Annotated in this window: 25 protein-coding genes; 9 read left to right on the top strand and 16 right to left on the bottom strand. The window is 64.7% G+C overall.

The genetic code is table 11. The annotated features are described in order from the left end of the window. Positions 1-129: 129 nt before the first annotated feature. From cckA to atzF, 3 genes are all read left to right on the top strand, one after another. Complete coding sequence (cckA, locus tag XH89_RS12325; protein WP_194467314.1) at positions 130-2715, top strand: cell cycle histidine kinase CckA; 2586 nt, start codon at positions 130-132, stop codon at positions 2713-2715. Between the two features lie 291 nt (positions 2716-3006). After that, positions 3007-4011, top strand: a complete 1005-nt coding sequence (locus XH89_RS12330) for a Tim44 domain-containing protein (RefSeq protein ID WP_194467315.1) — start codon at positions 3007-3009, stop codon at positions 4009-4011. A 111-nt stretch (positions 4012-4122) separates the two neighbouring features. Then, a complete protein-coding gene (gene atzF / locus XH89_RS12335) occupies positions 4123-5568 on the top strand; it encodes an allophanate hydrolase (RefSeq protein WP_246767815.1) in 1446 nt (481 codons plus the stop codon). Between the two features lie 10 nt (positions 5569-5578). On the opposite strand, the gene XH89_RS12340 is transcribed toward atzF, so the two are convergent. The 4 genes from XH89_RS12340 to XH89_RS12355 all read right to left on the bottom strand — a co-directional run bounded on the left by XH89_RS12340 (position 5579) and on the right by XH89_RS12355 (position 9080). Beyond that, positions 5579-6304: a Crp/Fnr family transcriptional regulator gene (locus XH89_RS12340; RefSeq protein WP_194467316.1), complete on the bottom strand. Its 726-nt coding sequence runs from the start codon at positions 6302-6304 to the stop codon at positions 5579-5581. An 81-nt stretch (positions 6305-6385) separates the two neighbouring features. After that, positions 6386-7225, bottom strand: coding sequence for an ABC transporter ATP-binding protein (locus XH89_RS12345; protein ID WP_194467317.1), 840 nt, complete (start codon positions 7223-7225; stop codon positions 6386-6388). Positions 7226-7245: 20 nt separating this feature from the next. Continuing rightward, complete coding sequence (locus XH89_RS12350; protein WP_246767816.1) at positions 7246-8088, bottom strand: ABC transporter permease; 843 nt, start codon at positions 8086-8088, stop codon at positions 7246-7248. Then, entirely contained in the window at positions 8079-9080 is a 1002-nt protein-coding gene (locus XH89_RS12355) for an NrtA/SsuA/CpmA family ABC transporter substrate-binding protein (protein ID WP_194467318.1), read from the bottom strand. Before XH89_RS12355 ends, XH89_RS12350 begins: the two co-directional genes overlap by 10 nt. Positions 9081-9369: 289 nt before the next feature. Here XH89_RS12355 and XH89_RS12360 point away from each other — a divergent pair, with 289 nt between their 5' ends. After that, a complete protein-coding gene (locus XH89_RS12360) occupies positions 9370-10077 on the top strand; it encodes a glutathione S-transferase (protein ID WP_194467319.1) in 708 nt (235 codons plus the stop codon). Between the two features lie 304 nt (positions 10078-10381). Here the strand turns inward: XH89_RS12360 and XH89_RS12365 are convergent, their stop codons facing one another. From XH89_RS12365 to XH89_RS12380, 4 genes are all read right to left on the bottom strand, one after another. Beyond that, a complete protein-coding gene (locus XH89_RS12365) occupies positions 10382-11056 on the bottom strand; it encodes an isoprenylcysteine carboxylmethyltransferase family protein (protein ID WP_194467320.1) in 675 nt (224 codons plus the stop codon). Between the two features lie 78 nt (positions 11057-11134). Next, entirely contained in the window at positions 11135-12250 is a 1116-nt protein-coding gene (locus XH89_RS12370) for a helix-turn-helix transcriptional regulator (protein ID WP_194467321.1), read from the bottom strand. A gap of 313 nt (positions 12251-12563) precedes the next feature. Then, positions 12564-12746: a hypothetical protein gene (locus tag XH89_RS12375; RefSeq protein WP_194467322.1), complete on the bottom strand. Its 183-nt coding sequence runs from the start codon at positions 12744-12746 to the stop codon at positions 12564-12566. A 241-nt stretch (positions 12747-12987) separates the two neighbouring features. Continuing rightward, entirely contained in the window at positions 12988-13467 is a 480-nt protein-coding gene (locus tag XH89_RS12380; protein ID WP_194467323.1) for a hypothetical protein, read from the bottom strand. 240 nt (positions 13468-13707) lie between these two features. Between XH89_RS12380 and XH89_RS12385 the strand changes: the two genes are divergently transcribed. Then, a complete protein-coding gene (locus XH89_RS12385) occupies positions 13708-15363 on the top strand; it encodes a fumarate hydratase (RefSeq protein WP_194467324.1) in 1656 nt (551 codons plus the stop codon). A 132-nt stretch (positions 15364-15495) separates the two neighbouring features. Here the strand turns inward: XH89_RS12385 and XH89_RS12390 are convergent, their stop codons facing one another. The 5 genes from XH89_RS12390 to XH89_RS12410 all read right to left on the bottom strand — a co-directional run bounded on the left by XH89_RS12390 (position 15496) and on the right by XH89_RS12410 (position 19053). Beyond that, positions 15496-15792: a hypothetical protein gene (locus XH89_RS12390; RefSeq protein WP_194467325.1), complete on the bottom strand. Its 297-nt coding sequence runs from the start codon at positions 15790-15792 to the stop codon at positions 15496-15498. A gap of 120 nt (positions 15793-15912) precedes the next feature. Next, on the bottom strand, positions 15913-16467 hold the full coding sequence (locus XH89_RS12395; RefSeq protein ID WP_194467326.1) for an inner membrane-spanning protein YciB: 555 nt from the start codon (positions 16465-16467) through the stop codon (positions 15913-15915). A 13-nt stretch (positions 16468-16480) separates the two neighbouring features. After that, a complete protein-coding gene (locus XH89_RS12400; RefSeq protein ID WP_194467327.1) occupies positions 16481-17053 on the bottom strand; it encodes a hypothetical protein in 573 nt (190 codons plus the stop codon). Between the two features lie 75 nt (positions 17054-17128). Continuing rightward, a complete protein-coding gene (locus tag XH89_RS12405; protein WP_194467328.1) occupies positions 17129-17611 on the bottom strand; it encodes an MAPEG family protein in 483 nt (160 codons plus the stop codon). A gap of 44 nt (positions 17612-17655) precedes the next feature. Next, a complete protein-coding gene (locus tag XH89_RS12410; RefSeq protein WP_194467329.1) occupies positions 17656-19053 on the bottom strand; it encodes a carotenoid oxygenase family protein in 1398 nt (465 codons plus the stop codon). A gap of 106 nt (positions 19054-19159) precedes the next feature. On the opposite strand from XH89_RS12410, the gene XH89_RS12415 reads away from it, so the two are divergent. Next, positions 19160-19897, top strand: coding sequence for a TetR/AcrR family transcriptional regulator (locus tag XH89_RS12415; RefSeq protein ID WP_194467330.1), 738 nt, complete (start codon positions 19160-19162; stop codon positions 19895-19897). Between the two features lie 166 nt (positions 19898-20063). Continuing rightward, positions 20064-20630, top strand: coding sequence for an SET domain-containing protein (locus XH89_RS12420; RefSeq protein WP_194467331.1), 567 nt, complete (start codon positions 20064-20066; stop codon positions 20628-20630). Positions 20631-20747: 117 nt separating this feature from the next. On the opposite strand, the gene XH89_RS12425 is transcribed toward XH89_RS12420, so the two are convergent. Both XH89_RS12425 and XH89_RS12430 read right to left on the bottom strand, forming a co-directional pair. Continuing rightward, entirely contained in the window at positions 20748-21146 is a 399-nt protein-coding gene (locus XH89_RS12425) for a hypothetical protein (RefSeq protein WP_194467332.1), read from the bottom strand. A gap of 61 nt (positions 21147-21207) precedes the next feature. Next, positions 21208-21438, bottom strand: coding sequence for a hypothetical protein (locus XH89_RS12430; RefSeq protein WP_194467333.1), 231 nt, complete (start codon positions 21436-21438; stop codon positions 21208-21210). A gap of 101 nt (positions 21439-21539) precedes the next feature. On the opposite strand from XH89_RS12430, the gene XH89_RS12435 reads away from it, so the two are divergent. Beyond that, positions 21540-22361 (top strand): helix-turn-helix domain-containing protein, encoded by an 822-nt coding sequence (locus tag XH89_RS12435; RefSeq protein ID WP_194467334.1) that lies wholly within the window; start codon positions 21540-21542, stop codon positions 22359-22361. Positions 22362-22427: 66 nt separating this feature from the next. Beyond that, the gene (locus XH89_RS12440; RefSeq protein ID WP_194467335.1) at positions 22428-23093 is read left to right on the top strand and encodes a DsbA family oxidoreductase; all 666 of its coding nucleotides are present in this window, start codon (positions 22428-22430) and stop codon (positions 23091-23093) included. A 7-nt stretch (positions 23094-23100) separates the two neighbouring features. Here the strand turns inward: XH89_RS12440 and XH89_RS12445 are convergent, their stop codons facing one another. Continuing rightward, positions 23101-24264, bottom strand: coding sequence for a GNAT family N-acetyltransferase (locus XH89_RS12445; protein WP_194467336.1), 1164 nt, complete (start codon positions 24262-24264; stop codon positions 23101-23103). Between the last annotated feature and the right edge of the window lie 49 nt (positions 24265-24313).

The raw sequence follows: 24313 nt of genomic DNA on the forward strand, positions 1-24313 counted from the left end.
CTGTAAACTGGGAATCAGCGTACGCTTTCGCCCCTGCTGCCCTTGCGTCCGCGGGTCCGATTCAGGCAGGGAGGACCCCACGTGCCCTGTGGCGCGTTGATTCTCTGCCGACAGGCTGCCTAGCGTGAAATGACCGCCGAGACCGACCACGACCTGTCACGCGAGCCCGCTGCGGCGCACGAGCCGTCGCCGCGCTCGGGCAGCATTGCGCTGGTGCTTCTGGTGGCCACCGGCCTGGTTGCGGTCGCCGTCGGGCTGATGACGCTCGGGCGTGCGCAGGCGCAGCCCTATATCCTCGGCATCCTCGCGGTGCTGGCGATGATCGGCCTGTTCAACCTGTTCGCCTTCGCCGCCGGCATCATCCGCTTCGCCGACCGCAATCTGGATGATCCCATCATCGGCCGCATCTCCGATCACTCCTTCGATGGCCTCGCGGTGACCGATCCGCGCGGCCATGTGGTCTATTCCAACGCGGCCTATCTGACGCTGACAGGCGCCGCCGGTCCGCAGGATGTGCGCCCCGTGGAGCGCGTCTTCATCGGCAACCCTGATGTCTCCGAAGCGGTGTTCCGCCTGCTCAAGGCGGCGCGCGAGGGCAAGCGGCAGCAGGAGGAGGTACGCATTTCCGGCCAGGACGGCAGTCAGGGCCGCTGGCTGCGCATGCGGGTGCGGCCGCTCGGGACCGGAAAGCGCGAGGCCAAATATGCGGTGTGGTCGATTGCCGACATCACCCGAGACCGCGAGCGTCAGGAGGACGTGTTCCAGGAGCTCCAGCACGCGATCGAATATCTCGATCACGCGCCGTGCGGCTTCTTCTCGGTCAATCCCGCCGGCGAGCTCGCCTATGTCAATGCGACGCTGGCGAACTGGCTCGACTATGACCTCGCCGAGATCGGCTCCGGAGGATTGAAGCTCGCCGACATCGTCTCCGGCGACGGCGCTTCGCTGCTCTCTTCGATCGTGGCGGTGCCGGGCGAGGTCAAGACCGAAGTCTTCGACATCGATCTGCGCATGCGCACCGGCAAGACCATGCCGGTCCGGCTCTATCACAAGCTCGCCTTTGGCGCCGATGGTGCGCCGGGGCCGTCGCGCACGCTCGTGATCAGCCGGGCGCGAGACGAGCGCAGCGATCCCGATCGTGCCGCCGAAGTGCGCTTCATGCGCTTCTTCGACCACACGCCGATGGCGATCGCCACCGTCGATCGCGGCGGCAACGTCGTGCGGGCGAATGCGCGCTATGCCAAGCTCGCCCAGGGCCTCGGGCTCGACAGCGCCTCCAAGTCGATCTTCCGCGCGGTGAACGCGCGCGACCGGCATCTCTTGATCACCGCCATCAATCAGGCCGCCGAAAACCAGGCCGACATCGCGCCGGTCGAGGTCGCGCTGGAGGGGACCAAGGAGCGCTGGGGACAGTTCTTCGTCACGCCCGTCGATGCGGCCGAGAACGACGCGGAAGCTGCGATCGTGCACATGCTCGAGACCACCGAGCGGCGCGCGCTGGAGAACCAGATCAACCAGTCGCAGAAGATGGAGACGGTCGGCCAGCTCGCCGGCGGCATCGCCCACGACTTCAACAACGTGCTGTCCGCCATCATGATGGCGAACGACTTCCTGCTGAACGCGCACAAGCCGACCGATCCGTCGTTCCAGGACATCATGCAGATCAAGCAGAACGCCACGCGCGCTGCGACGCTGGTGCGGCAGCTGCTGGCGTTCTCGCGGCGGCAGACGCTGCGGCCGCAGGTGCTCGACCTCGGCGATGCGCTGTCGGATCTCACCATGCTGCTGCGCCGGCTGATCGGCGAGAAGGTCAAGCTCGACCTGATCCACGGGCGCGACCTCTGGCCGGTCAAGGTCGACGTCTCCCAATTCGAGCAGGTGATCGTCAATCTCGCGGTGAACGCGCGTGATGCGATGCCCGATGGCGGCAAGCTGATCATCCGCACCGCCAATGTCGGAAGCGAAGAGGCCGGCAGGCTCGCCTACAAGGGCATGCCGGCGGCGGATTACGTCCGGATAGAGGTCGCCGACACCGGCACCGGCATTCCCGCCGATATCCGCGACAAGATCTTCGAGCCGTTCTTCTCGACCAAGGAAGTCGGCAAGGGCACAGGCCTTGGCCTTTCGACCGTCTACGGCATCGTCAAGCAGACCGGCGGTTTCATCTATGTCGATTCCGAGCGGGGGCAGGGCACCTCGTTCCACATCTTCCTGCCGCGTCACCACGCCGAGCCGGAGGTGCAGGTCGAGCAGCCTGCCGCCGTGGCCGCCGCGACGAACGGCGCTGCCAAGGAGGCTGCCCCCGCGGCCGTTGAGGCCAAGCCTCGCACCGATCTCACCGGGCAGGGCACCATCCTGCTGGTCGAGGACGAAGAGGGCCTGCGTGCGCTCAACGCCCGCGGCCTGCGCTCGCGCGGCTACACCGTCGTCGAGGCCGAGAACGGCGTCGAGGCGATGGAGGTGCTGGACGAGCAGAGTGGCGCGATCGATCTCGTCGTGTCCGACGTCGTGATGCCGGAGATGGACGGTCCGACGCTGCTCAAGGCGATGCGGGAGAAGAACCCGGATATCCGCTTCATCTTCGTCTCGGGCTACGCCGAGGATGCCTTCGAGAAGAGCCTGCCCGAGGGCCAGCAATTCGACTTCCTGCCGAAACCGTTCACGCTCAGCCAGCTCGTGGCCGCGGTGAAGGAGACGATGACGAAGCAGGGGTGAGGGCCGGTCGGCCGGGCCTCATACTCCGTCATTGCGAGCGCAGCGAAGCAATCCAGAATCTTTCCGCGGACGGCAGTCTGGATTGCTTCGCTGCGCTCGCAATGACGGGGAGAGGGCGGAATTCTTGCCGAGATAGTTACCGGTATCTCGCGACCACAGTCCCCCACCCGCCGGCCAACCCCCCGTTAAATATGGACTTTTACCATATCCCCGCGACTGAGGGCCGCAGCCCCGGGTTCCGAAACCGGCTTCCTTTTTGGTGAAGGCTGCCCATGTTACTGGCACGTCCCCATGCCGGGGATTTGGGAAACGAACATGAATTTCTCGCAATGGTCCCGCAGTCTCGTGAAGACGATTGCCGTCGTCCTGGCGCTCGCGCTGCCGACGGCACTGGCGGTCTCCTCCGCTGACGCCCGCGTCGGCGGCGGCTTCTCGTCGGGTTCGCGCGGTTCGCGGACTTTCTCGGCCCCGCCGTCGACCACGACCGCGCCGGGCTCGACCTCGCAATTCAACCGCACCTATAGCCAGCCCGGCGCCGGCATGAACACGACCGCGCCTTCGCGCGGCGGCCTGTTCGGCCGCGGCGGCGGTTTCCTGGGTGGCCTTGCGGCCGGCTTCCTCGGCGCGGGCTTGTTCGGCATGCTGTTCGGTGGCGGCCTGTTCGGCGGCCTCGGCGGCCTGTCGTCGATCCTGGGCCTGATCATCCAGATCGTGCTCGTCGTGTTCGTGGTGCGGCTGGCGATGTCCTGGTGGCAGCGCCGCAATTCGCCGCAATCGGCCTATGCCGGTGCGGCACCGCAGACGGACTATCGCAGCGGCCTCGGTGGCGGTCTTGGCTCTGGTCTTGGCTCTGGTCTCGGCAGTGGCTTCGGCTTCGGCGCCAACAATGCGCCGCTCGAGATCAAGCCTGCTGACTACGAGGCGTTCGAGCGCCTGCTTGGCGACATCCAGTCTGCGTGGTCGAACGAGGACGTCGCAAGGCTGCATACGCTCGCGACGCCGGAAATGGTCTCCTATTTCGAGCAGGACCTTGCCCAGAACCGCGCGCGCAATGCGGTCAACAAGGTGACCAACGTCAAGCTGTTGCAGGGCGACCTCGCGGAAGCCTGGCGTGAAGGCGAGACCGACTACGCCACGGTGGCGATGCGCTTTGCGCTCACCGACAAGACGGTCGACCGCAACACCGGCGCGATCGTCGCCGGCAGCGAGCAGCCGGGCGAAGTCACCGAAGTCTGGACCTTCGCCCGCCGCCAGGGCAGCCCCTGGGAATTGTCGGCGATCCAGCAGACCAACTGATCGCACGTTAGAACAACGAACGAGGGCGTCGTGCTTCGGCACGGCGCCCTTTTTCTTTGAGCCGCTGATGTCCCGATACGGCCGACCATTTTGCGGGAAGCACTTAATTGCTTGTTGCCCACGCCGCGCTCCCGCAATTTCGCGCCATCCGGCTGTAGAAGGAGATATTCGGTGAGCCAGTCTGTCGCGCGCTCCAGGACAAATCACGACAACGCCGCCAGGAATTCGTCCCGGCCGCTGGAGGCGATCGAAGCCGCGTATGACCGGATCGAGGCCGAGCGCGACCGCAATTGCTGGATCCATCTGCGCCCGCGGGAGGAGGCACTCGAAATATGCCGCAAGCTCGTGGCGCGGGCGCGGACGGGCGAACATCTTCCGCTGCTCGGCATTCCCTTTGGAGTGAAGGACAATATCGATGTCGAGGGCATGCCGACCACTGCGGCATGCCCGGCGTTCAGTTACACGCCCTGGCAGTCTGCGCACAGCGTCGAGCGCCTCACCGCGGCCGGCGCAATTTGCCTCGGAAAGACCAACCTCGATCAGTTCGCCACAGGCCTGTCCGGCGCGCGTTCGCCCTACGGCCCCTGCGCCTCGGTCGCCGATGCGCGCTATGTTTCGGGCGGCTCGAGTTCAGGATCGGCGGTCGCCGTGGCGGCCGGGCACGTCGTGTTCGCGCTCGGCACCGACACCGGCGGGTCCGGCCGCATTCCGGCCGGCTTCAACAACATCGTCGGAATCAAGCCGACCATCGGGCTGGTGTCGTCACGCGGGCTGGTGCCGAATTGCCCGACGATCGATTGCGTTTCGGTGTTCTGCAACAGCGTCAGCGATGGCGAGGCGATCCTCGACATTATCGAAGGGTTCGATTTCGAGGATCCCTACAGCCGCCCGCCCAGGGCCTCCTCGTTCGCCAGCGGAGCGATGCAATCGTTCCGCTTCGGCCGCATTGCGCCAGCCGATCTCGAATGCTTCGGCATGCCGGAATGCGGCGAGCTCTATGAGCGGGCCTGCGAGCGTTTCGCGCAGCTCGGAGGAACGGCTGTTGAGGTGGACTTCGCCCCGTTCCGCCAGGCCGGGGAGTTGATGTTCAGCGGACCCTGGGTGGCGGAGCGGCACTCGGCCATCGCTTCGCTGATGGACATCGAGTCAGGCTCTCTGCTCGATGTCACCAGGACGGTGTTGGGCTCAGCCGCGGGCTATTCGGCGATCGACACGTTCGGTGCCATTCACCGATTGCACCGGCTTCGCCGCAACGTCGAGGCGATCTTTGCGGGGATCGATGCGCTGGTGGTCCCGACCGCACCGCGGCCGTTCACGCTGGAGGAGATGCAGCGCGATCCGATCACCCTGAACAATCGCCTCGGCTACTACTCGTACTTTGCCAATCTGCTCGATCTCTGCGGCGTGGCGGTTCCGAACGCAAATTTGCCTGATGGCATGCCCATGGGCGTAACCCTGCTGGCGCCGGCCTGGCACGATCGCGTGCTGATCGGACTGGCGCGGCGGTTCGAGGCCGGTGCAGCTGATGCGGCGTTCGAATTGAAGCGCAGCGCCTGAAGGGCGGAGATCATTCCATCTCCTGCCCGAGCGTCGAAAGATCCAGGATCGAGATCACGGATCGGTCGTACCTGATCACACCTTCCTCCTGGAGCCGCGCGAGCTGCACGGTCACCCATTGGCGGGTGGACCCGATGAGATTGGCGAGATCGCCATGGGTAAACGGCATGCCGACGACGATCTCGTTGTCGCGCTTCACGCCGTAGACATGCGACAGGAAGATCAGCAGGCTATGCAGCCGCTCGGTCACCGAGCGCGTCCCGAGCATCTGGGCCATCGCCGAATAGCAGCGCGCCTTGAACGCCAGCGCGTCCAGCAAGGCGACGGCGATCGCCGGCGATTCCAGCGCAAGCCGCCGCAGCGCCGGTCCGGGCATGAAGGTCAGCCGGCTGCGTTCGGCCGCAACCGATGTCCACATGTGCGGGCCCGTTCCGAAGATGTCGGGACCGCCGACGAAGTTGCCGGGAAACCAGTAGGCGAGGGTGACCTCGCGCCCCGACGGCGCCGCATAATAGCTGCGGATGCGTCCCTCGCTGATCAAATAGATCCCGGCCTGTGCATCGCCCTGGGACCAGACCAGTTGGCCTGGTTCCAGCACCTTCTCGCGTCCGATCGCACGCAGGCGATTGCGATCGGCCCGATCGAGGCCGTCGAGCAAGCCAGGCAGCGGCCTGACGAGGTCGTCCGACTCAGCCAGCATCACACCCGCCGCTATCGCGCTGTTCGCCCTGTGCATGGCCGGCTCCGCTGTGAGACCCGGCATCTATTATTCAAGAACCATGCCAGCGCGCTGCGGCCCCTCCCTTGATTGGCGCGATCAGCTCGCGTCCGACTGGTTGAACGCCCGCAACCCTTCGGCGCGGATGACGTCGAGACAATCCTTCTTGAGGGAAAGATAGGATGGTTCGACCATGATGGAGCTCGAGCGCGGGCGCGGCAGCTTGACCGCGACCTCGCGCAGGATGCGGCCGGGTCCTGCGCTCATGATGAGAACGCGGTCGGCCAGCACGATGGCTTCATCGATGTCATGGGTGACGAACACGATCGTCGCCTTGATCCGGTCGCGCAGCTCCAGCAGATTGTCCTGCATCACCGCCCGGGTCTGCGCGTCGAGGGCCCCGAACGGCTCGTCCATCAGCAGCACCCGGGGTCGATTGGCCAGCGCCCGCGCGATCGCCACGCGCTGCTGCATGCCGCCGGACAGCGTGTTCGGATAGGCGTCGGCAAAGCGCTTGAGGCCGATCATCGCGATCAGATCGTCGGCGATGGCATTCGCCTCCTTGGCGGACTTCCCAAGCATCCTGGGGCCGTGCGCGATGTTCCTGCGGACGGACTTCCAGGGGAAGAGATGCGGCTGCTGAAACACCATGCCGACGTCGGGACGCGGACGCTCGACACGCGCGCCTTCCACCAGGATGTCGCCTTCGAACGGCACTTCCAGTCCGGCGATCGTGTTGAGCACCGTCGACTTGCCGCAGCCGGAGGGGCCGACGATGCAGACGAACTCGCCTGCTGCCACGTCAAAGGACACGCGATCCACCGCGATGGTCTGCCCGCGCTTGGTGTCGAATACGATGCTGAGGTTCGAGACCTGAATGGCCGGTTGTTTCGGCGCCGCCTCGGCGGAGGCTGGCGGATTTGCCAGAGCCAGTTTCATGATCGACCGGGGTCCCGACATCAACGCCACCAGACAGTACGTTCCGCAACAAGCGCAAACAGCCGGTCGGCAACGAACGAAATCACCCCGAGCGCGGCGAGCCCGCCCATGACCTGGCCGGTCTGCAAATTCTGCTGCGCAATCTCGATCCGGTAGACGATGCCGGCGAACGCGCCTGCAAGCTCGGCCGCGACGAGCGTGTAAAAGGAGATGCTGACGGCGGTGCGCAAGCCGACCACGATGTAGGGCAGCGCGCCCAGCAGCACGATCTCCTGAAGCATCTGCCGCCGCGGCGTGCCGAGCATCAACGCCGCACGGATCAGGCCGCGGTCCACCTTCTGCACGCCGATATGGGTCGAGAGCCACACCGTGAAGAACACGCCCCATACGACGAGGAACAGTTTGCCCGCCTCCGACAGGCCGAACCAGAGGATGACGATCGGCACGAAAGCGATCGGCGGAATTGGCCGCAGGATATGAAAGAGCGGCGACAGCAGGCTTGAAACAACCGGGAATTGGCCGGTGAGGATACCAAGCAGGATGCCGAGCGTACCTCCCACGATAAACCCGGTGGTGACGCGGAAGAGGCTGGCCGAGAGATCACCAAGGAACTGCCCGCTGCGTATCCACTCAAGGACAGCCGCAGCAACCACCGTCGGCGGCGGAAACAGCACCATGTTGACGGCCCCGGAACGGGAGACCAGTTCCCAGAGGCCGACGAACAACGGAAGCGACAGCGCCCCGACCAGAATGTTGAGGCGGCGAAGACGGGCTGGATCGCGCCGCCGATTGCGACGGTCAGTGCGCGGAGCAATCTCTTCTGATGTGCCGTCCTGCATGGTTGTGCGGGTGCCTATTTCCACGACAGGGTGACGCGTTCGGGGGCGACCTTCTTCAGCGGCTCGGTGACCACGACCTTGCTGAAGTCGGGCATCACAGCTCCCGGAGGATGATTGCCGCTCTCAAGGCGCCATGCGGAGTGGGTCTTGAGGATCTCGATCAGCCGATCATCGAGACGTACATGGTAGACATAGTCGGTCCAGATGGGCGCGAGTTCGTCCCGCTTCATGTCGACCGCCTCCGCCACCACCGTGATCGCGTCGTCCGGATGTGCCTTCATCCAGACCTCGGCATCGATCAGTGCGGCGATGAACTTCTCGACCAGCGCGGGGTTGGCGTCCAGATAGGACCTCATGACCACGATGTTGAACGTCTCGGAGTAGGTGCCTGAAGTATCGAGCTCGGCGACGGCTTCGCCCAGGGCCTTCTTCGCGTTGGCGATGTGGGGCTCCCAGGTGTCGATCGCGTCGATGCTTCCTGCTGCAAGTGCCGGCAGCATCTCCTGCGGCCGCAGGTTGACGAGGGTGACATCCATGGCCGTCAATCCAGCCGACGTCAGCAAGGTCGCCGTGTAGACCTCGCTGCCGGTGCCGGCGGTGAATCCGATTCGCTTGCCGCGAAGATCGGCCTTGGCCTTGATGCCGGCCTTGGCCGCGACGACCGTCTTGAGGTCGGAATATTCCATGCCGGCGACGAAGGCGATGGGCTGGCCAGCCATCGCTGAAGCGGTGACCGGCGCCTCCGCCGTCGTCGCGATGTCGGCGCCGCCCCCGACCACGGTGTCCAGGCATTGCTTGCCGGATGTGAAGTTCGAGACCGTGATGTCCAGTCCGTGCTTCTCGAAAATCCCTTTCGATTTGGCGACGATGGCAATGCCCGAGATCGGTCCGAGGTTTTGCGCAAGCCGGGCTTTGAGCAATTCCGCGGCCGAGGCGCAGCCTGGACTGATGGCAAGGCAGCAAAGCGCCGCATAGCCGGCAATTGCTGCGATTGGGCGGACGGTGTTCCTGCGCATGACGATCTCCCCTCGCGCCGCGCCCGGCGGCAGCCCCGATGTGATCGCGGAGACCGCCCTGAACGGTTCCGCCACAGACCCCGCGTCCTCCCCTGACCAATCGCTTGAGGATCGGCCTCTATTGGCATGCTCGCCCGGCGCCACGATCTCGGGAAGCAATTAATCGACACGGCTTTTCGGGCGACCGGCGTGATGGGGTGTCGGCAAGGCGGCTTCCGTCTCGTCCTGACGGAACCTTCGGCCGCGTGCTACATTGGGTCCGTCGCTTCCACGCTCACGGACTCCTCCCATGAAATACGAGCTCTACTACTGGCCCGAGATCCAGGGCCGCGGCGAATATGTACGGCTGGCGCTGGAGGAGGCGGGGGCGGCTTATGTCGACGTCGCGCGCGCCCCCCGTGGCTCGGCTGCGATGATGAGGATGATGGACGCCCACAAGGGCACACCGCCCTTCGCGCCGCCGTTCCTCAAAGCGGGAAAACTCGTGATCGGCCAGACCGCCAACATCCTGTTCTATCTTGGCGCCCGTCACGGACTTGCGCCAAAGACGGAAGCCGGAAAGCTCTGGGTGCACCAGCTTCAACTGACCATCACCGATTTCGTGGTCGAGATCCACGACACCCATCATCCACTCGGGCCTTCGCTGTACTACGAAGACCAGAAGCCGCCGGCGAAGAAGCGCACCGCCGAATTCTGGGACGAGCGCGTGCCGAAATATCTCGGCTATTTCGAGCGGCTTCTCGACGGCAATGGCGGCGCCTATGTCACCGGCCGCCGGCTGACTTACGTCGATCTCTCGCTGTTCCAGATCGTCGATGGGCTGCGCTATGCTTTCCCGAAGCGCATGAAGGCATTCGAGAAGAATATCCGCGGCCTCGTTGATCTGCACGGCCGGGTCGCGGCGCGGCCGAACATCAAGGCCTATCTTGCAAGCGAGCGCCGCATTGCCTTCAACGAGCAGGGCATTTTCCGGCACTATCGCGAGCTGGATGATTAACCGGTCGGAGCGGAAGCTGGCGGCAGCCTCCGCTCCGGACCGGCGTCTTCTGGCGCGATCGATCGCCCAAAGAGGTCATGGCTTCCGACCGGCTGCACGCGTGCCGAGCCGGATCGATCATCCGAGCGATCGTGAACGGACGAGAAATCATGCTCGTCGGGGCATGGGGGCTTGCAGAACATCGTCGCCTCTCGCCTCGTGCATCCGGACCGGACTAGCGTGCAGGTGCGGGCCTTCTCTAGCGAGGCACGGCTCCCGCGGCGTCAGTCGATCGGAGGAGGGGCAACGCTTTTCCGGTGCGTTTTCACCACAGTCCGGGCAGCAGGCGATAGCGCACCCGCGCCGCATAATCGGCATAGCCTGACAGACCTGCAGTCAGCGTGCGCTCCTCGATGCGGATGCGGACCGCGAGCAGAACGAGGAAGAGCGGTGCGATCGCCAATCCCCACCAAGAGCCAAGGATCAGCGGCACGCCGGCAAAGAACAGGATCATGCCGCTGTACATGGGATGGCGGACATAGGCGTAAGGTCCGGTCGAGATCACGCGCTGCGCGCGCTCGGCCTGCAGCTTCACCACGGGTGCGGCGAACGAATTCTCGCGGAAGACCCACAATGTGAACAGCGTCGAGGCGAGCAACAGCACGAAGCCGAGGACCTGCCAGGCGACGTCCATGCTGGAGGCAAGATGGCGCCGGTCGAGCCCCATCGCGACGAGCCAGCCCAGCATCGCCACGATGAACGCAATCATGAAGACCTTGTCGGCGGCGGGCTGGTCTTTCTGAAGAACGGGCCGCAGACGTTCGGCCAGAAGCGCCGGATCGATCCGGTAGAGCCACCAGCCGCAGAGCGGGCCGAGCAGGATAAAGGTGACAAGGAACACCCAGGCGCCGGCCCAATGCAACGTGCCGGCGGCCGCGAACAGCAGCACGCCCATTGCGGCGGTGAGGATCGTGTTCTGCAGCAGCAGGCGTGCGATCATGTTAGATGTGCTTCCCTTGCGCAGCGACGCATAGATAGCATGCTTCGGGCCAGTATGCGGCCGGTGCGAGGGTGCGCGTCAGATCTTGATGGGAGGCGTGAAGGCCGCCACGAGCCGCACCAGATCCGCCTGTCGCCTGGTTCCGGTCTTTGTGAAGATCCTGGTGAGGTGGGTCTTGATCGTCGTCTCGGCGACGCCCATGCTTCTGGCGACGTCAGGAACGCCGCCGACCTCGACAATGGAGAGGAAGACGCGCAGTTCCGCCGGCGTCAATTTGAACAGCTTCCGGATGAGATCCGGAGCGACCATCGTATCAAGCGCTGCCTTGCTGACGAACAGGACGGCGCAGGCCTCATAGCCGACCCCGAACATTTGCCGGCGCCCGGCTGTCAGCGGCACCAGATGGCCCACGTAATGCGAGCCGTCGTGGGCCGCCAGATGCAGCGAGATGCCCATCGTCGACCGCTCGCCGAGCGCCGTATCCACCAATGCCTGCCGCAGCATGCGATCCACATTCGGGTCGGACGTCATGAGCCGGCCATGGACCGAGCGGAGGACGTCGGCCTCGTCCAAAATCTCCTGCGCGCTCGCATTGGAGTGGGTGATATGGCCGTTCGCATCAAGCAGCAGGACGGCGGCTCGCAGCGCGTCGAGCGTGTGGGCAGACGTCGTCTCCAATGCGTTCTGCTGCTGCAGTTTCTGCCTGACACGCATGGCCCGCTGCATGTGCGGCGTGATGTAGGAGATCACCCCATACATCCTGCGATCGACCAGGCCGCCCGCCTTCATGATCGAGAGGCGGGATAATCCCGCAGCCGACTTATCGAGCAGGATATTGGCGGCGTCCTCGAGACCCTGCGGCCGCGTCCATTCGTTGTAGAACATGGTGGTGCGGAATTCGTCGACGTCGATCCAGTCTCCGATCGTCTGGATCTGACCGACCGGCGCGTGGAGCACGCCGCGTGACGGATCGAACGGCTCGTAGGTTTCGATATAGGATCGAACATAGGAGGGATCGACGCCGACGGCATGCGAGATCACGGCCTCGCCGGCGGCCCCGATCCGGACCAGACCACCGCTCTGGCCGCCTGCGAGGTCGACGATGCTGCCAAGTGTCGACGTCCACAGGGAATCGTCGAGCGCAGGATCGTAGATGTCTCCCACCAGCGAGAGCAGCTCTTCACTCAGTTCCATCGGCTCGTCCCATAAACGCGTGGATGGGCTTGTTCGGCCCCGCAGATGAGCACGCCGGATGAGGAAATTTGATGAGCCGGATCACACTTTGAGGGCGCGGATCAGCCAGACCGAGGGGCCGATGCACCGCTTGACGCACGTGAATGGCGGCACGCCTACGCGGCGGTGGCAATCCCGTGATGTAACAGGAGGCGTGTGATCACACGCGGTTCCCTGGGGCGTTCGGTGCGTGTTTGGCCGCGCTGTTCGGCAAATCCGGACGCGCAAAAGGCCCGGTCGTCACGACCGGGCAATTCATCCCAGGCAGGCGCGATCAGGCGAGCTGATCGATCCGCGTGCCCTGGCCCGGCGGCAGCGGCGCAGGCGGCGTCGGCTGATGGGTCGGGTCGTTATCTTGGGTCTTGGTCTGGTCGTCCGGCTGCTTGGTCGTGTCGTAGTTCGGAACCACGATCGCGATCGGCGGCGGAGCAACCGTCGAAACGTTGGAAACGCTCATCCACAAATCCTCACAGATGGAGAGGATCGAGCCTGCGCCGGAGGAAACCAAATTTCCTTCAAGGCAATCGTTAAAATGCGAGGGATGTGTTCGCTTTCCTCGTCATTGCAAGCGCAGCGAAGCAATCCAGAATCCCTCCTTGGAAAGACCCTGGATTGCTTCGCTGTGCTCGCAATGACGGAGTATGTGGTTGGTAGTGTGCCGCCTCTCGCACACCGCGCCTGTCGCGAGAGCTTCGCGCCTACTCATCCTTTGGCCGCGTGATCGCGATCGCGGCTTCCGTCTTGGTGCGGGTGCATTCCATGTTGAGGCGCTTGTAGCGCATCGTGACCTTGTCGCCGCGCAACAGGCCCATGCGCTTCAGGCAGCGCGTCGCGCCGGTCGTGGTGTCGTCCTTCGTCACCGTGAAGATGATCGCGGCCGCGGACGACACCAGATCATAGAACTGCGGCGTCGGCTTGCGGTCGCCCTTGGCATAGAGCTCGTTGGAATAGGCCTGTCCCTGCGCGCGGCAGCCGAGCGACAGCTCCTTCGCCGCCGGGTGAGTGAGGTAGATGATGTTGGCGGCCTTGAAGTTGACCTTCAGCCCGTCGATGCCGCCGGCGAGCTGTTTTGCAATGTCGTCGCACTGGTCGGCGCAGGCCGGCGCAGGCAGAGTCACAAGGCCGATGATTGCGGCGGCGACCACAATCGCGCCGCGGACGTGCAGTCTGGAAATCATGATGAAAGCCCCTTGAGGGCGCGCATTCAACCGTCGCCGCGCGCGAAGCGCAAGGGGTGCAACCGGGGCTCGGCCGGGCACAACTACAGCTATCGAAGGCAGGCGGCAAAAATGCCCGTCATGGCACCGAATCGGGATGCCCCGGCCGCGCCGGAACGCCTTCCCTTTGCGGCAAAAAGGCTTAGAACGCTTCTACGCCAGGGGCCTGCGCCAGGGCTCCAAAACCCCGAGATATGCTCCATGAACGCTCCCACTGCCTTTCCCGACGCCTCCAAGCCCGTTCCGCCCTACAAGCACACCCCCCTGTTCCCGCTGGGCAAGGATGAAACGCCCTACAAGAAGATTTCGTCCGAGGGTGTCAGGGTCGAGAAAGTCCTGGGCAAGGACATGCTGGTGGTGTCGCGCGAGGCGCTGCGGGCGCTCTCGGAGGCGGCTTTTGGCGACATCAACCACTATCTGCGCCCGGGGCACCTGAAGCAGCTCCGCGCCATCCTGGAGGACGGGGAGGCGAGCCCGAACGACAAGTTCGTCGCGCTGGACTTTCTGAAGAATGCCAACATCGCCGCCGGCGGCGTGCTGCCGATGTGCCAGGACACCGGCACCGCGATCATCATGGGCAAGAAGGGCTGCAACGTCATCACCGACGGTGAGGACGAGGCGGCGCTGTCGGAAGGCGCGCGCGATGCGTATCTGCGCCGCAATCTGCGCTATTCCCAGGTCGCACCGCTCTCGATGTACGAGGAAAAGAACACCGCCAACAACATGCCGGCGCAGTGCGAGATCTATGCCGAGGGCGATGACGCCTACAAGTTCATGTTCATGGCGAAGGGCGGCGGCTCCGCCAACAAGAGCTTTCTGTTTCAGGCCACGCCCTCGGTGTTGACCAAGGACCGGCTGCTCGCCTTCCTGAAGGAGAAGATCCTCACCCTCGGCACCGCGGCGTGCCCGCCTTACCACCTCGCCATCGTCATCGGCGGCACCTCGGCCGAGCTCTGCATGAAGACGGTGAAGCTGGCCTCGGCCCGCTATCTCGATGCGCTGCCGACCCACGGCTCGCCCGACGGCAACGCCTTCCGCGACGTCGAGATGGAGAAGGAAATCCACAAGATGACGCAGTCGCTCGGCGTCGGCGCGCAGTTCGGCGGAAAATACTTCTGCCACGACGTCCGCGTGATCCGCATGCCGCGCCACGGTGCTTCGCTGCCGATCGGACTTGGCGTGTCCTGCTCGGCTGATCGCCAGGTGCTCGGCAAGATCACCAAGGACGGTGTCTATCTCGAAGAGCTTGAGCACAACCCCGCGCAATACCTGCCGCAGGTCGAAGAGTCGCTCGGCGGCGAGGTCGTCAAGATCGACCTCAACCAGCCGATGAAGGACATCCTGGCGACGTTCTCGAAGTATCCGATCAAGACCCGGGTCTCGATGACCGGCACCATGATCGTCGCGCGCGATAGCGCGCACGCCAAGTTGCGTGAGCGGCTGGAGAAGGGCGAGCCGCTGCCTGATTATTTCAAGAACCACCCGGTCTACTATGCCGGCCCCGCCAAGACGCCCGAGGGCTATGCCTCCGGCGCGTTCGGTCCGACCACGGCGGGCCGCATGGATTCCTTCGTCGACCAGTTCCAGGCCGCGGGCGGCTCGATGGTGATGGTCGCGAAGGGCAACCGCGCGCCGGCCGTGCGCGAAGCCTGCAAGAAATACGGCGGCTTCTATCTGGGCTCGATCGGCGGTGCGGCGGCGAACCTTGCCGAGCACTGCATCAAGAAGGTCGAGGTGCTCGAATATCCCGAGCTCGGCATGGAAGCGATCTGGCGCATCGAAGTCGTCGACTTCCCCGCCTTCATCATCATCGACGACAAGGGCAACGACTTCTTCAAGGAATTGAACCTGGGCTGAGGTTTCGTTCCCCGGACGCAGCGCCGCATAAAAATGCTGTGCTGCTGATCCGGGGTCCATTGTTGCCGCATGGGTCCCGGCTCTGCGGGGCAGCGTTACACGCTGCACCGCGTCCGGGACACGAGAGTAGCCTTAAGCCCGCGCGCCGGTGAACGGGAAGCTGCCCATCGGGCCGATACCCATCTCGCCGCTGATGCTGTCGCCCGCGACAGTGCCGGTGAATTCGACCGTCAGCGGCATCGGTTTGTCGATCGAGACTTTCCAGGAAACGTTGTCACCATTGACGGTGCCGTCAAAAATCTCGGCGGTATTACCTTCCACGCCCTGCGTACCCGTGAGCGTGCCGCCCGCGGCCTTCAGGCTCAGCGTCGAGTTGCGCTCGCCCATCGGCGTCGTCATGGTCAGATTCCAGTTGCCGTCCACGGCCATTCCCGTCTCCCGAACAAACTTTGGCGGGCCGCGACGATCCGCGGCCAGTCCTGGGCCGAGCCTATAGCGCAACTTGAAGCCGCTGCCTAACGTCGCTTCGACGCTCCCCCTGGGCGGCAATCAGGCGCGGGCGGCGGCGCGCCGGCGGCTGATGACGACGAGCCTGAACACGACGTACTGCACGGCAAAGGCGAGGGCCTTGGCGCCGCCTGCGACCACCGAGATGTAGAACGCCCACAGCTTCAGATCGCCAGTGGCGGCGACCGCGATCGTGCCGGCGCCGAGCACGAACATCAACGCGGCCCAGGCATAGCCCGCAGCGGTGATATAGTCCGGTACGGTCTCGACCACGACCGGCGGCATGTAACGCAGCATCCAGCCGCGCTTCAGCATGATCACGCCGATCGCGAAATGCGCGATCGCAGGCTTGGCCAGCATGAAGCGGGGATCGTTGGTCAGCAGCGTCACGGTGCCGAGCACGACCACGAGCGCGACGCTCGCATAGGTCATGTAACCGAGCTCGCGACCCTTGACGCGGGCATAGATCACCTGAGCGATCGCACCCGCAATCGCCACCGACGTCGCCAGGATGACGTTGTCGGTCACCAGATAGATCACCAGAAAGACGATGGCCGAGAGGAAGTCGGAGGCAAGGCGGGCGAATACGTCCTTCATGATCGGTCCTGTCTCACTGGGCTTCGGGCAGCGCGCCGGCAGGCGCACCATACTTGATCTGGCGATATTCGGGATACCATTTGGTGAAATAGATCGCGCTGTTGCGGGCGGCAAAGGCGACTGCAATGCCCGACCAGACCGGCAGGCCGGGGAAATAGAGCAGCACGATGTTGGCGGCCATCATCAGCAAGGCGGCAATGGTCCATGCGCCGGTGATGATGTAATTGGCGGTGAGGAAGCCGGGCATTGCCGCAGTCTCGGCCGGAACGGACTCGATCGCGTATTGCAGCGTGAAGGGCCGGCGCGCGAGCATCGAGCCGAGCGAGATCACGAAGATGCCGATATCGACCGAGAGCTTGACACCGAGCGTGCTGAGCGTGGGGTGCAACGCGAGGAAGAGGCCGATGCCCGCGAACAGGATCGCCGAGCCCGCGGCCAGGATCTTCACCGAGCGGCCGCGTGCGACATCGATCGCGATCGTGGCGAGACAGATCGCCGAGCCCGCGAACACCGCGACCATGGGCGAGGTCATGAACATCAGGACCGTGTAGACGCCGTAGGGGGCAAGGATCAGGAAGATCGTCATGGTCGCCTCGATCGCATCAATCTTTACGATGTCAAGATTGATAGTTCAGGGTCGACGTTCGGTCAAGCAAAATCTTTACAGTGTCAAAATGACGTGAATGACCTGTAAAAATTCAATTGTTGCAACAGCTTGATCCGATATTTCGTTGGCCATGGCGGCCCAGGGCAGGCGCGACAGGATGGTCAGCGCGCAGGCGATCAGAAGGCCGATGGTCAGGATGATGCCGCCGACGCGGCAGATCGTGAATCGGAGCGAGCCCGGCGTTGCATACATGCCGAGCGGATGCAGCAGCCGCGACAGCACGAGCGCCCCCATCAGCAGGTGAATGCGCAAGGGCGATGCGCCCGACATCTCCAGAAGCGCCACCATCAGCGCGATGATCGGGACGTATTCCATGAAGTTGCCATGGGCCCGGATCGCGCTGCGCAGGTTTTCGTTGCCGCCGTCGCTGAAGGGCGCCTGGCTGCTTCGTCGCAGCCGGACGACCTGCAACGCGAGCGCGGCGTAGATCAGCGCGAGGATGGCGAGGTAGTTCGCCGTGATGTTGGGGACGTGCATGCGAAGTCTCCCTGATGACGTTCGCGACGGAGTGGGAAAGGGAGCTATTGCGCGCCGACCCAATTGCCGTGGAAGCCGTCGGGCACACGATGGCCGAGCTGCACCAGCGCGGCAGGGCCGGCCTCGATGTCGGTGGCGTTGAATATGGCAAGATCGCTGCGGTTCTCCCGCGCGCGCCAGACCACCGCCAGCAGCCAGCCGTCGCCTTCGGCCGCATCCTTCGATCGCTCGACGAACACAGGCTCGGAAATGGTGTCGCCCGCCGGAAGCAGATACTGGCCGAGGCGCTTGCCGGTGCCGTCGACATGGACGATGCCTGACAACGCGCCGAACATCGGCAGACGCGGATTGGCGCAGGCGTACCAGCCGTGATGGCTCTTCAGGCCGGCGCGACGATCGTCGATGCGCGGGAATTCGCCGGTGAGATCGTCGAGATAAGCCTGCTGGAAGCGGTCGGTATCGCCTGCGAGGTCGAAGCTCCAGCGGCAATGACGGGCGCGCGATTTCTCCGGATCCGTCGGCCTTCCGTCGGGATGCGGAAACAGCGGCGCCTGCTCGAACTGCATGACGTCGGCGACGATGCGGCCGCCATCCTCCCACGCATTCATGATGTGGAAGACGTAGCAGGCTTCACCGCGGAACCAGACGATGTCCTTCGCCGTGCCGCTCCGCTTCATCACGCCGACATAGGCGCCTTTGTCCGGCTCCCAGGCATAAGGCGGCTTGCCGCTCATCGCGCGCTCCATGCTGCCGGTGAGGGGCAGGATCGGAAACAGCACGTGATTTTGCGTGACGATGAAGTCGTGCACCATGCTGGCATAGGGCGTCTCGAAGCGCTCGAAGCACGTCACCTTGCCGCCCGCATCGATCGATCCGTAGGACAGGGCGGGTGTCAGCGGGCCGCTGGCGTTATAGCCAAAGAACACCAGCTCGCCCGTAACGGGGTCGACTTTCGGATGCGCGGTGAAGGGGCCGGCGATGCGGCTCTGATAGTTGCAATAGCCGCGCGTCGCCAGCGTGCCGGGCTCGATCTCGGTCGGCAGATGTCCTTCCTCGAGCGCGAGCAGCTTGCCGGCATGGAAGATGATGTTGGTGTTGGCGACGCCGCCATCGGTCAGGTTCGTGGGCGCATCCGGCAGCTTGCGGCCGAAGCCGCCGAACAGGGCGCGGCCGGCATCGTGCTCGGCGAGCCATTTCGGGGTGCGGACCCAGCGATTGCGGTAGGAGGCGCGCCCCGCTTCGAGATGAAAGGCGTGCAGCATGCCGTCGCCGACGAACCAGTGCGCGCCGGGGGAGGCGAACTGCGGATTGGGGCCGTTGCGATACAGCGTGCCGTTCAGCTCGCGCGGCAATTCGCCGACGATCTTGAGGAAAGGCGCGTCCGCCTCGAACGGAATCGGTGCGATATTGTTGCGGCGCTCGACGATAGCGTCCTGCTGCACGGCGTAGCCCTCCCTATCTTTACATCGTAAAGATTGCATAGAGCCGCGCGCGACTTTCGTCAAGTGAAATCTTTACACTGTCAATATTGCGTCATATAGCTTGCAGATGGCCAAGGGCAACATAAGCACCGACACCAAGAGCGAAACGGCGCGAAGTTCGCGCCACGCGAAGAAGACATCGCCGGCATCGCGTGCGGCGCGCCGCCCGGCAGCTGCGAAGACCGAGACGCCGTATCATCATGGCGCCTTGCGCGAGGCGCTGCTTCAGGCGGCCGAACGGGTGCTGGAGCGCGACGGGCTCGCCGGCCTGACGCTGCGCGCTGTGGCGCGCGAGGCGGGCGTCTCGCATGCCGCGCCGACCCATCATTTCGGCGATCTCACCGGGCTCGTCAGCGAGCTTGCCGCGATCGGCTTCCGCCAGTTCAACGCCGCGATGGCCTCGGCCTGCAACACGGCCACCTCGCCGCTGGAGCGGGCACTGGCGCGGCCCAAAGCCTATGTCGCCTATGCCCAGGCCCATCCCGGCATGTACGGTCTGATGTTCCGCACCGAGCGGCTCGACTATTCGAGGCCTTCGCTGCACGAGGCCGCGGAATCCTCCTTTGCCGGACTTGCCAATGCCATCGGCGCGATGCGGCAGGAGCCGATCAGCCGCGACGCGCTCACCATCGAGCAGGGGGCCGCGATCGCACGGGCCTGGTCGATGGTGCACGGCTTCACCATGCTGCTGCTCGACGGGCGGCTCGAGGATATTCTGGAGCGGCTGCCTGCCGGCACGACGGCCGAACAGCTTCTGGAAGCAATCCTGAAGTCGACGGTCGCGGGGAAACTGCCGAGCACATGATTGGACGAACGTTCGATGCCGCGGAACTCACGGCCCTGCACGTTCTTCACTGTGGGCAAGCGTCAAACGTTACGGGGATAGGCCTGACAGCGCCGCGGAATCGTTCTAGAAGAGCGGCTTCGCTCGGGCTCAAGCAGCCTGGTCCGCGTCCTCTTTACACCTGATCATGCCAGCCATCGCTCCCCGCAAAGCCTATCGCGTCGGTCGTTCCAAGACCGGACTTGGCCTCTTCGCCACCATGCCGATCAAGAAGGGCACAAGGATCATCCGTTATTTCGGACCGATCCTGGACTGCCGCATTCCTGAGCAGGACGAGATCGAGAACAAATACCTGTTCGAGCTCAATGGCCGCTGGACCATCGACGGCTCGGTGCGCAAGAACCTTGCCCGATACATCAACCATTCCTGCCGGCCCAACGCCGAATCCGACGTGCGCCCGCGCGAGCGCAAGGTGTTCATCCGCGCCATCAAGAACATCGAGCCGGGCGACGAGATCAATTACGATTACGGCACCGACTATTTCAAAGCCTATCTCAAGCCGATCGGGTGCAAGTGCCCCTCGTGCGAAAACAAGCGCAAGAAGCAGCGCGCCGAAGCGCGTGCCGAACGCGCCAAGGTGAAGGCGCGGGCGGAGCGTAAAGCCCAGAAGGCGGGCGCGAAAACCACCGCGGCGAAAAAGAAAAAGCTGAACGGCAAGCATTTTGCGGGCAAGGTCGGCCGCGCGAAGGCGTAATTCGCGCGCGCTCGCAATGACGAGGTGGAGAACGTGTGCGCCACACGTCGCACTCGCGCCCCGGACGCAGCACAGCGCCACTTCGGCGGTGCGCTGCTGAGCCGGGACCCGAGAGCTTCACGCAGCCACGACACTCCCGCTCTTCCGCAAGCCCACATATTGCAGCTCTGCGAATACGCCGGTCGCGATCGCCTGCGCCACGATCATGAGCTCGCCGGCGAGGTTCGGCGATACCAGCCCCGAGAACAGCAGTGCGATGCTGCCCACCGTCCAGGCGGCGTTGCCGGCCACGACCAGAAGTACGAGTGGCTTTGGCACCGTTGTGCGTGAGGCGAGCCAACCGACCAGCGCGGTGTAGGCGATCAGGAACAGGCCGGTTTCACGCAACAGCGCTTCGGGCAGGTTGAACAGCGTCGCGAACGCACCAGCGCCGAATGTGAGGCCGAGTGCGGCGAGGCCACTGAAGACGGCGTCGGCGAGCAGGGCACGGCGAAGGAATGTGGATGCGTCGATCATCAGGGGTCTCCATGGTTGGGGTGGGCTTCGAGTGATCGCTTTGAGTGATCTTGAGGTGAGCTCAGCGCAATCCGCGCCACCAGGCGCGGAGCAGGCGGGCGAGGCGGAATGGGCAAAGAGTCCTGCCGACGCTGTGCTCGAACGCCGTCACCTGCGCCACGACATAGTTGCCGGTTGAAAGCACCAGCGGCTCGGGCATGTTGAGCCCGCGCGCCAGCATCCGGGTCGCGAGCGTCATCGCCCAGGGAAGAAAGTGGTCTGCAAGGGTGCGGTAGAGCAGCAGCGCGATCATGGTCATTCTCCTGTGCTCGTGAAGATGCGCTGGTCGGGAGCCCAATTCGATTACCTCGCGGGTAATGGATGGCGTGAAATGCGCGTGGTAGGTTTCCGGCCATGAACGCACATGCATCCGCGGCCCAGGCCGTACCCAGCCAGCCGGTCCATATCGGCGATCATTTGCGCGAATGGCGGCAACGCCGACGTATGAGCCAGCTTGATCTCGCGGGCGAGGCGGAGATTTCCGCGCGCCATCTCAGCTTCGTCGAGACCGGCCGTGCCGCGCCATCGCGCGAGATGGTGCTGCGGCTCGCCGAGCGTCTCGACGTGCCCTTGCGCGAACGCAACGTGCTGCTGGTTGCCGCGGGCTTTGCGCCGGCCTTTCCGCAGCGTCCGCTGGAGGATCCCGCCTTGAAATCAGCCCGGCAGGCGATCGACCTCGTGCTTAGGGCTCATGAGCCCAATCCGGCGCTGGCCTATGACCGGCACTGGAACCTGGTGACCGCCAACCGCATGGTGGCGCCGCTGCTGGCCGGCGTTCCTGAGCGGCTGCTCAGCCAGCCCTTCAACGTGCTGCGGCTCGCCTTTCATCCCGAAGGGCTGGCGCCGCGCACGGTCAATCTCGCGGAATGGTGCGCGCATCTGCTCGAGCGGTTGCACCGGCAATGCGAGGCGACGGCCGACCCTGAATTGATCAAGCTCTATAACGACCTCAAGAGCTATCCCATTCCGGCCCGCGCGGGGCCGCTCTCGAGCGACAATGTCGCGATTCCCTTCAAGCTGCGCCATGACGGCGGGATACTCAGTTTCTTCTCCGCCACCATGGTGTTCGGCACGCCGGTCGATATCACCCTGTCGGAGCTGGCGCTGGAGACGTTCTTTCCGGCCGACGAGCGCACCGCGGCGTGGCTGAAGCAGACGGCGGCAAATATGGGCTAGTGCCCTTGCCTCGGGCGGCGTTCGGCTTATCTTCCGGCAACACCGCACCGCCCGAAGGAGGCGCTCATGAGCACGCTGAAACCGCTCCAGATCGATGTCGTCTCCGACGTGGTGTGCCCGTGGTGCTATATCGGCAAGCACCGGATCGAGAGTGCGCTGGCACTGGTGCCCGATGTGCCGGTGAAGCTCAACTTCCGCCCGTTCTTCCTCAATCCCTGGGTGCCGCGCGAGGGCATCAGCCGCGAGGATTATCTCACCACCAAGTTCGGCTCGGTCGAGGCCTATAAGGGCATTGCCGGCCGCGTGGTCGCGGCCGCCAGCGAAGAGGGGCTCGTCTACAAGCCCGAACTGGTCGCGCGCCAGCCCAACACGACCGACTGCCACCGCCTGATCCTGTGGGCCGAGGCGATCGGCAAGGCGCCCGAGATGAAGCAGCGCCTGATGGAGCTGTACTTCCGCGACGGCGGCGATCTCACCGATGTGAACGTGCTGGTGCAGGCGGCCGCCGATGTCGGTCTCGATGCCGAGGACGTGCGCAGGCGCCTCGCCACCGACGAGGACGTCGCACGCGTGTCGGCCGATGCCCAGGAAGCCGCCGACAAGGGCATCTCCGGCGTGCCGACCTACGTGTTCGCGCAGAAATACGCCGTCTCCGGCGCGCAGGACCCAAACCTGCTCGCCCGCGCCATCCGCCAGGTCTCGGCGGAGATCAACGCGCAGGCGGCGGAGTAGCGCCGGCCTATTTGCGGAGCAGGTGGATGGCGCGACGCGCCGTCTCGCGCGCCAGGCCGCGCGCGACCAATGCGGCGTGAATCAGTGCAACGACGGGATCGTTTCGTCGCAGCGGGATCAGCACATCGCCGATCGCAAAGCGCCCGCGCCAGATCGGGTTGATCATGGGATGGTCGGCGCTGGCGGTGGAATCCGCGCTGGCAATGACGGGATCGGCGCAGAGGTGACGCGTCAGATCGAGCGTGAGCTGCACGCCCGGCGAATGTTTCGCGAAGCGCTCATCGATGCCGAGCTTGAAGAAGAAGGCGCGGTCCTGGTGACGCAGCACGATACCGGCGGCGACCGGCGTCGCGCCGGCGCGGAGCGTCACGATCTCGCACTGCGCGGTCTCCGCGAGCGCCGGGACGGCGCGGCGGATGAAGGTCGCATCGCCCGCGTCCTGAATCAGCGCGGTGCCGCGCTGGCCCTTCCAGCCGCTGGCTTCGAGTTGCAGGAACGTTTCGAGGGCGGGCTTGATCTCATCCACCTTGCGCGCGACGTCGAAACTGATCGCGCCGTGCTCCGCCAGACGATGGCGCTGGCGGCGCAGCTCCTTGAGCTTCTTGGCGCCGAGAGCCTCGTGTAGCAAGCTGTCGCCACCCTGTGTCGCATCGAGGCTGGCACGGATGTAGGAGCTGAGCACGCGCGGCGTCAGGCGGTCACGGCCGAGCGCTTGCTTGAGCGATACCATCGCGGCGCCGTCGAGCGCGACATCGCGAAGGATCAGCGCATGCGCGCCGGCTTCGCGCGCCCGTCGCAACAGACGCGTTGCCGCCTCGACCGATGCATCGCGATCGATCAGCGGGCTGCACAGCGTGCCGTAGGGATGCGCGCTCACCAAAGCGGGCAGGGGGATCTTTAGGGCATGCCAGAGCGAGACCACCGGCATCAGCCCGATCAGTCGCGTCGAGGAGCCGCCGCAGACGGACAGGGCCGAAGTGCCGATCCGGCCGCGCGCGGTTGCGCTGACGGCGAGCTCCCAGGCGGGCAAATAATAGCCGTTCGGCTCGATCGCCCGCTGCGCCAGCGCGCGCCATTGGCCGGGATCGATGGCTGTCAGCGGGACGAGCGCAGCCGTTGCATCCTTTGCCGATGCCGGATTGACCGCAGCCTGGTGCGCGATGTCGACCACGTCCCGTCGTCCCCGTTCACGCCGGCAGGAGCCGGCGGTCCGTGGTCAT

It is taken from the genome of Bradyrhizobium sp. CCBAU 53340 (assembly GCF_015291645.1).
GTDB lineage: Bacteria > Pseudomonadota > Alphaproteobacteria > Rhizobiales > Xanthobacteraceae > Bradyrhizobium.

Excerpts from the sequence above, each read along its gene's own strand:
- cckA (WP_194467314.1), top strand. The coding sequence starts at position 130 with ATGACCGCCGAGACCGACCACGACCTGTCACGCGAGCCCGCTGCGGCG.
- XH89_RS12330 (WP_194467315.1), top strand. The coding sequence starts at position 3,007 with ATGCCGGGGATTTGGGAAACGAACATGAATTTCTCGCAATGGTCCCGC.
- XH89_RS12340 (WP_194467316.1), bottom strand. The coding sequence starts at position 6,304 with ATGCACAGGGCGAACAGCGCGATAGCGGCGGGTGTGATGCTGGCTGAG.
- XH89_RS12345 (WP_194467317.1), bottom strand. The coding sequence starts at position 7,225 with ATGAAACTGGCTCTGGCAAATCCGCCAGCCTCCGCCGAGGCGGCGCCG.
- XH89_RS12355 (WP_194467318.1), bottom strand. The coding sequence starts at position 9,080 with ATGCGCAGGAACACCGTCCGCCCAATCGCAGCAATTGCCGGCTATGCG.
- XH89_RS12360 (WP_194467319.1), top strand. The coding sequence starts at position 9,370 with ATGAAATACGAGCTCTACTACTGGCCCGAGATCCAGGGCCGCGGCGAA.
- XH89_RS12365 (WP_194467320.1), bottom strand. The coding sequence starts at position 11,056 with ATGATCGCACGCCTGCTGCTGCAGAACACGATCCTCACCGCCGCAATG.
- XH89_RS12370 (WP_194467321.1), bottom strand. The coding sequence starts at position 12,250 with ATGGAACTGAGTGAAGAGCTGCTCTCGCTGGTGGGAGACATCTACGAT.
- XH89_RS12375 (WP_194467322.1), bottom strand. The coding sequence starts at position 12,746 with ATGAGCGTTTCCAACGTTTCGACGGTTGCTCCGCCGCCGATCGCGATC.
- XH89_RS12380 (WP_194467323.1), bottom strand. The coding sequence starts at position 13,467 with ATGATTTCCAGACTGCACGTCCGCGGCGCGATTGTGGTCGCCGCCGCA.
- XH89_RS12385 (WP_194467324.1), top strand. The coding sequence starts at position 13,708 with ATGAACGCTCCCACTGCCTTTCCCGACGCCTCCAAGCCCGTTCCGCCC.
- XH89_RS12390 (WP_194467325.1), bottom strand. The coding sequence starts at position 15,792 with ATGGCCGTGGACGGCAACTGGAATCTGACCATGACGACGCCGATGGGC.
- XH89_RS12395 (WP_194467326.1), bottom strand. The coding sequence starts at position 16,467 with ATGAAGGACGTATTCGCCCGCCTTGCCTCCGACTTCCTCTCGGCCATC.
- XH89_RS12400 (WP_194467327.1), bottom strand. The coding sequence starts at position 17,053 with ATGACGATCTTCCTGATCCTTGCCCCCTACGGCGTCTACACGGTCCTG.
- XH89_RS12405 (WP_194467328.1), bottom strand. The coding sequence starts at position 17,611 with ATGCACGTCCCCAACATCACGGCGAACTACCTCGCCATCCTCGCGCTG.
- XH89_RS12415 (WP_194467330.1), top strand. The coding sequence starts at position 19,160 with ATGGCCAAGGGCAACATAAGCACCGACACCAAGAGCGAAACGGCGCGA.
- XH89_RS12420 (WP_194467331.1), top strand. The coding sequence starts at position 20,064 with ATGCCAGCCATCGCTCCCCGCAAAGCCTATCGCGTCGGTCGTTCCAAG.
- XH89_RS12425 (WP_194467332.1), bottom strand. The coding sequence starts at position 21,146 with ATGATCGACGCATCCACATTCCTTCGCCGTGCCCTGCTCGCCGACGCC.
- XH89_RS12430 (WP_194467333.1), bottom strand. The coding sequence starts at position 21,438 with ATGATCGCGCTGCTGCTCTACCGCACCCTTGCAGACCACTTTCTTCCC.
- XH89_RS12435 (WP_194467334.1), top strand. The coding sequence starts at position 21,540 with ATGAACGCACATGCATCCGCGGCCCAGGCCGTACCCAGCCAGCCGGTC.
- XH89_RS12440 (WP_194467335.1), top strand. The coding sequence starts at position 22,428 with ATGAGCACGCTGAAACCGCTCCAGATCGATGTCGTCTCCGACGTGGTG.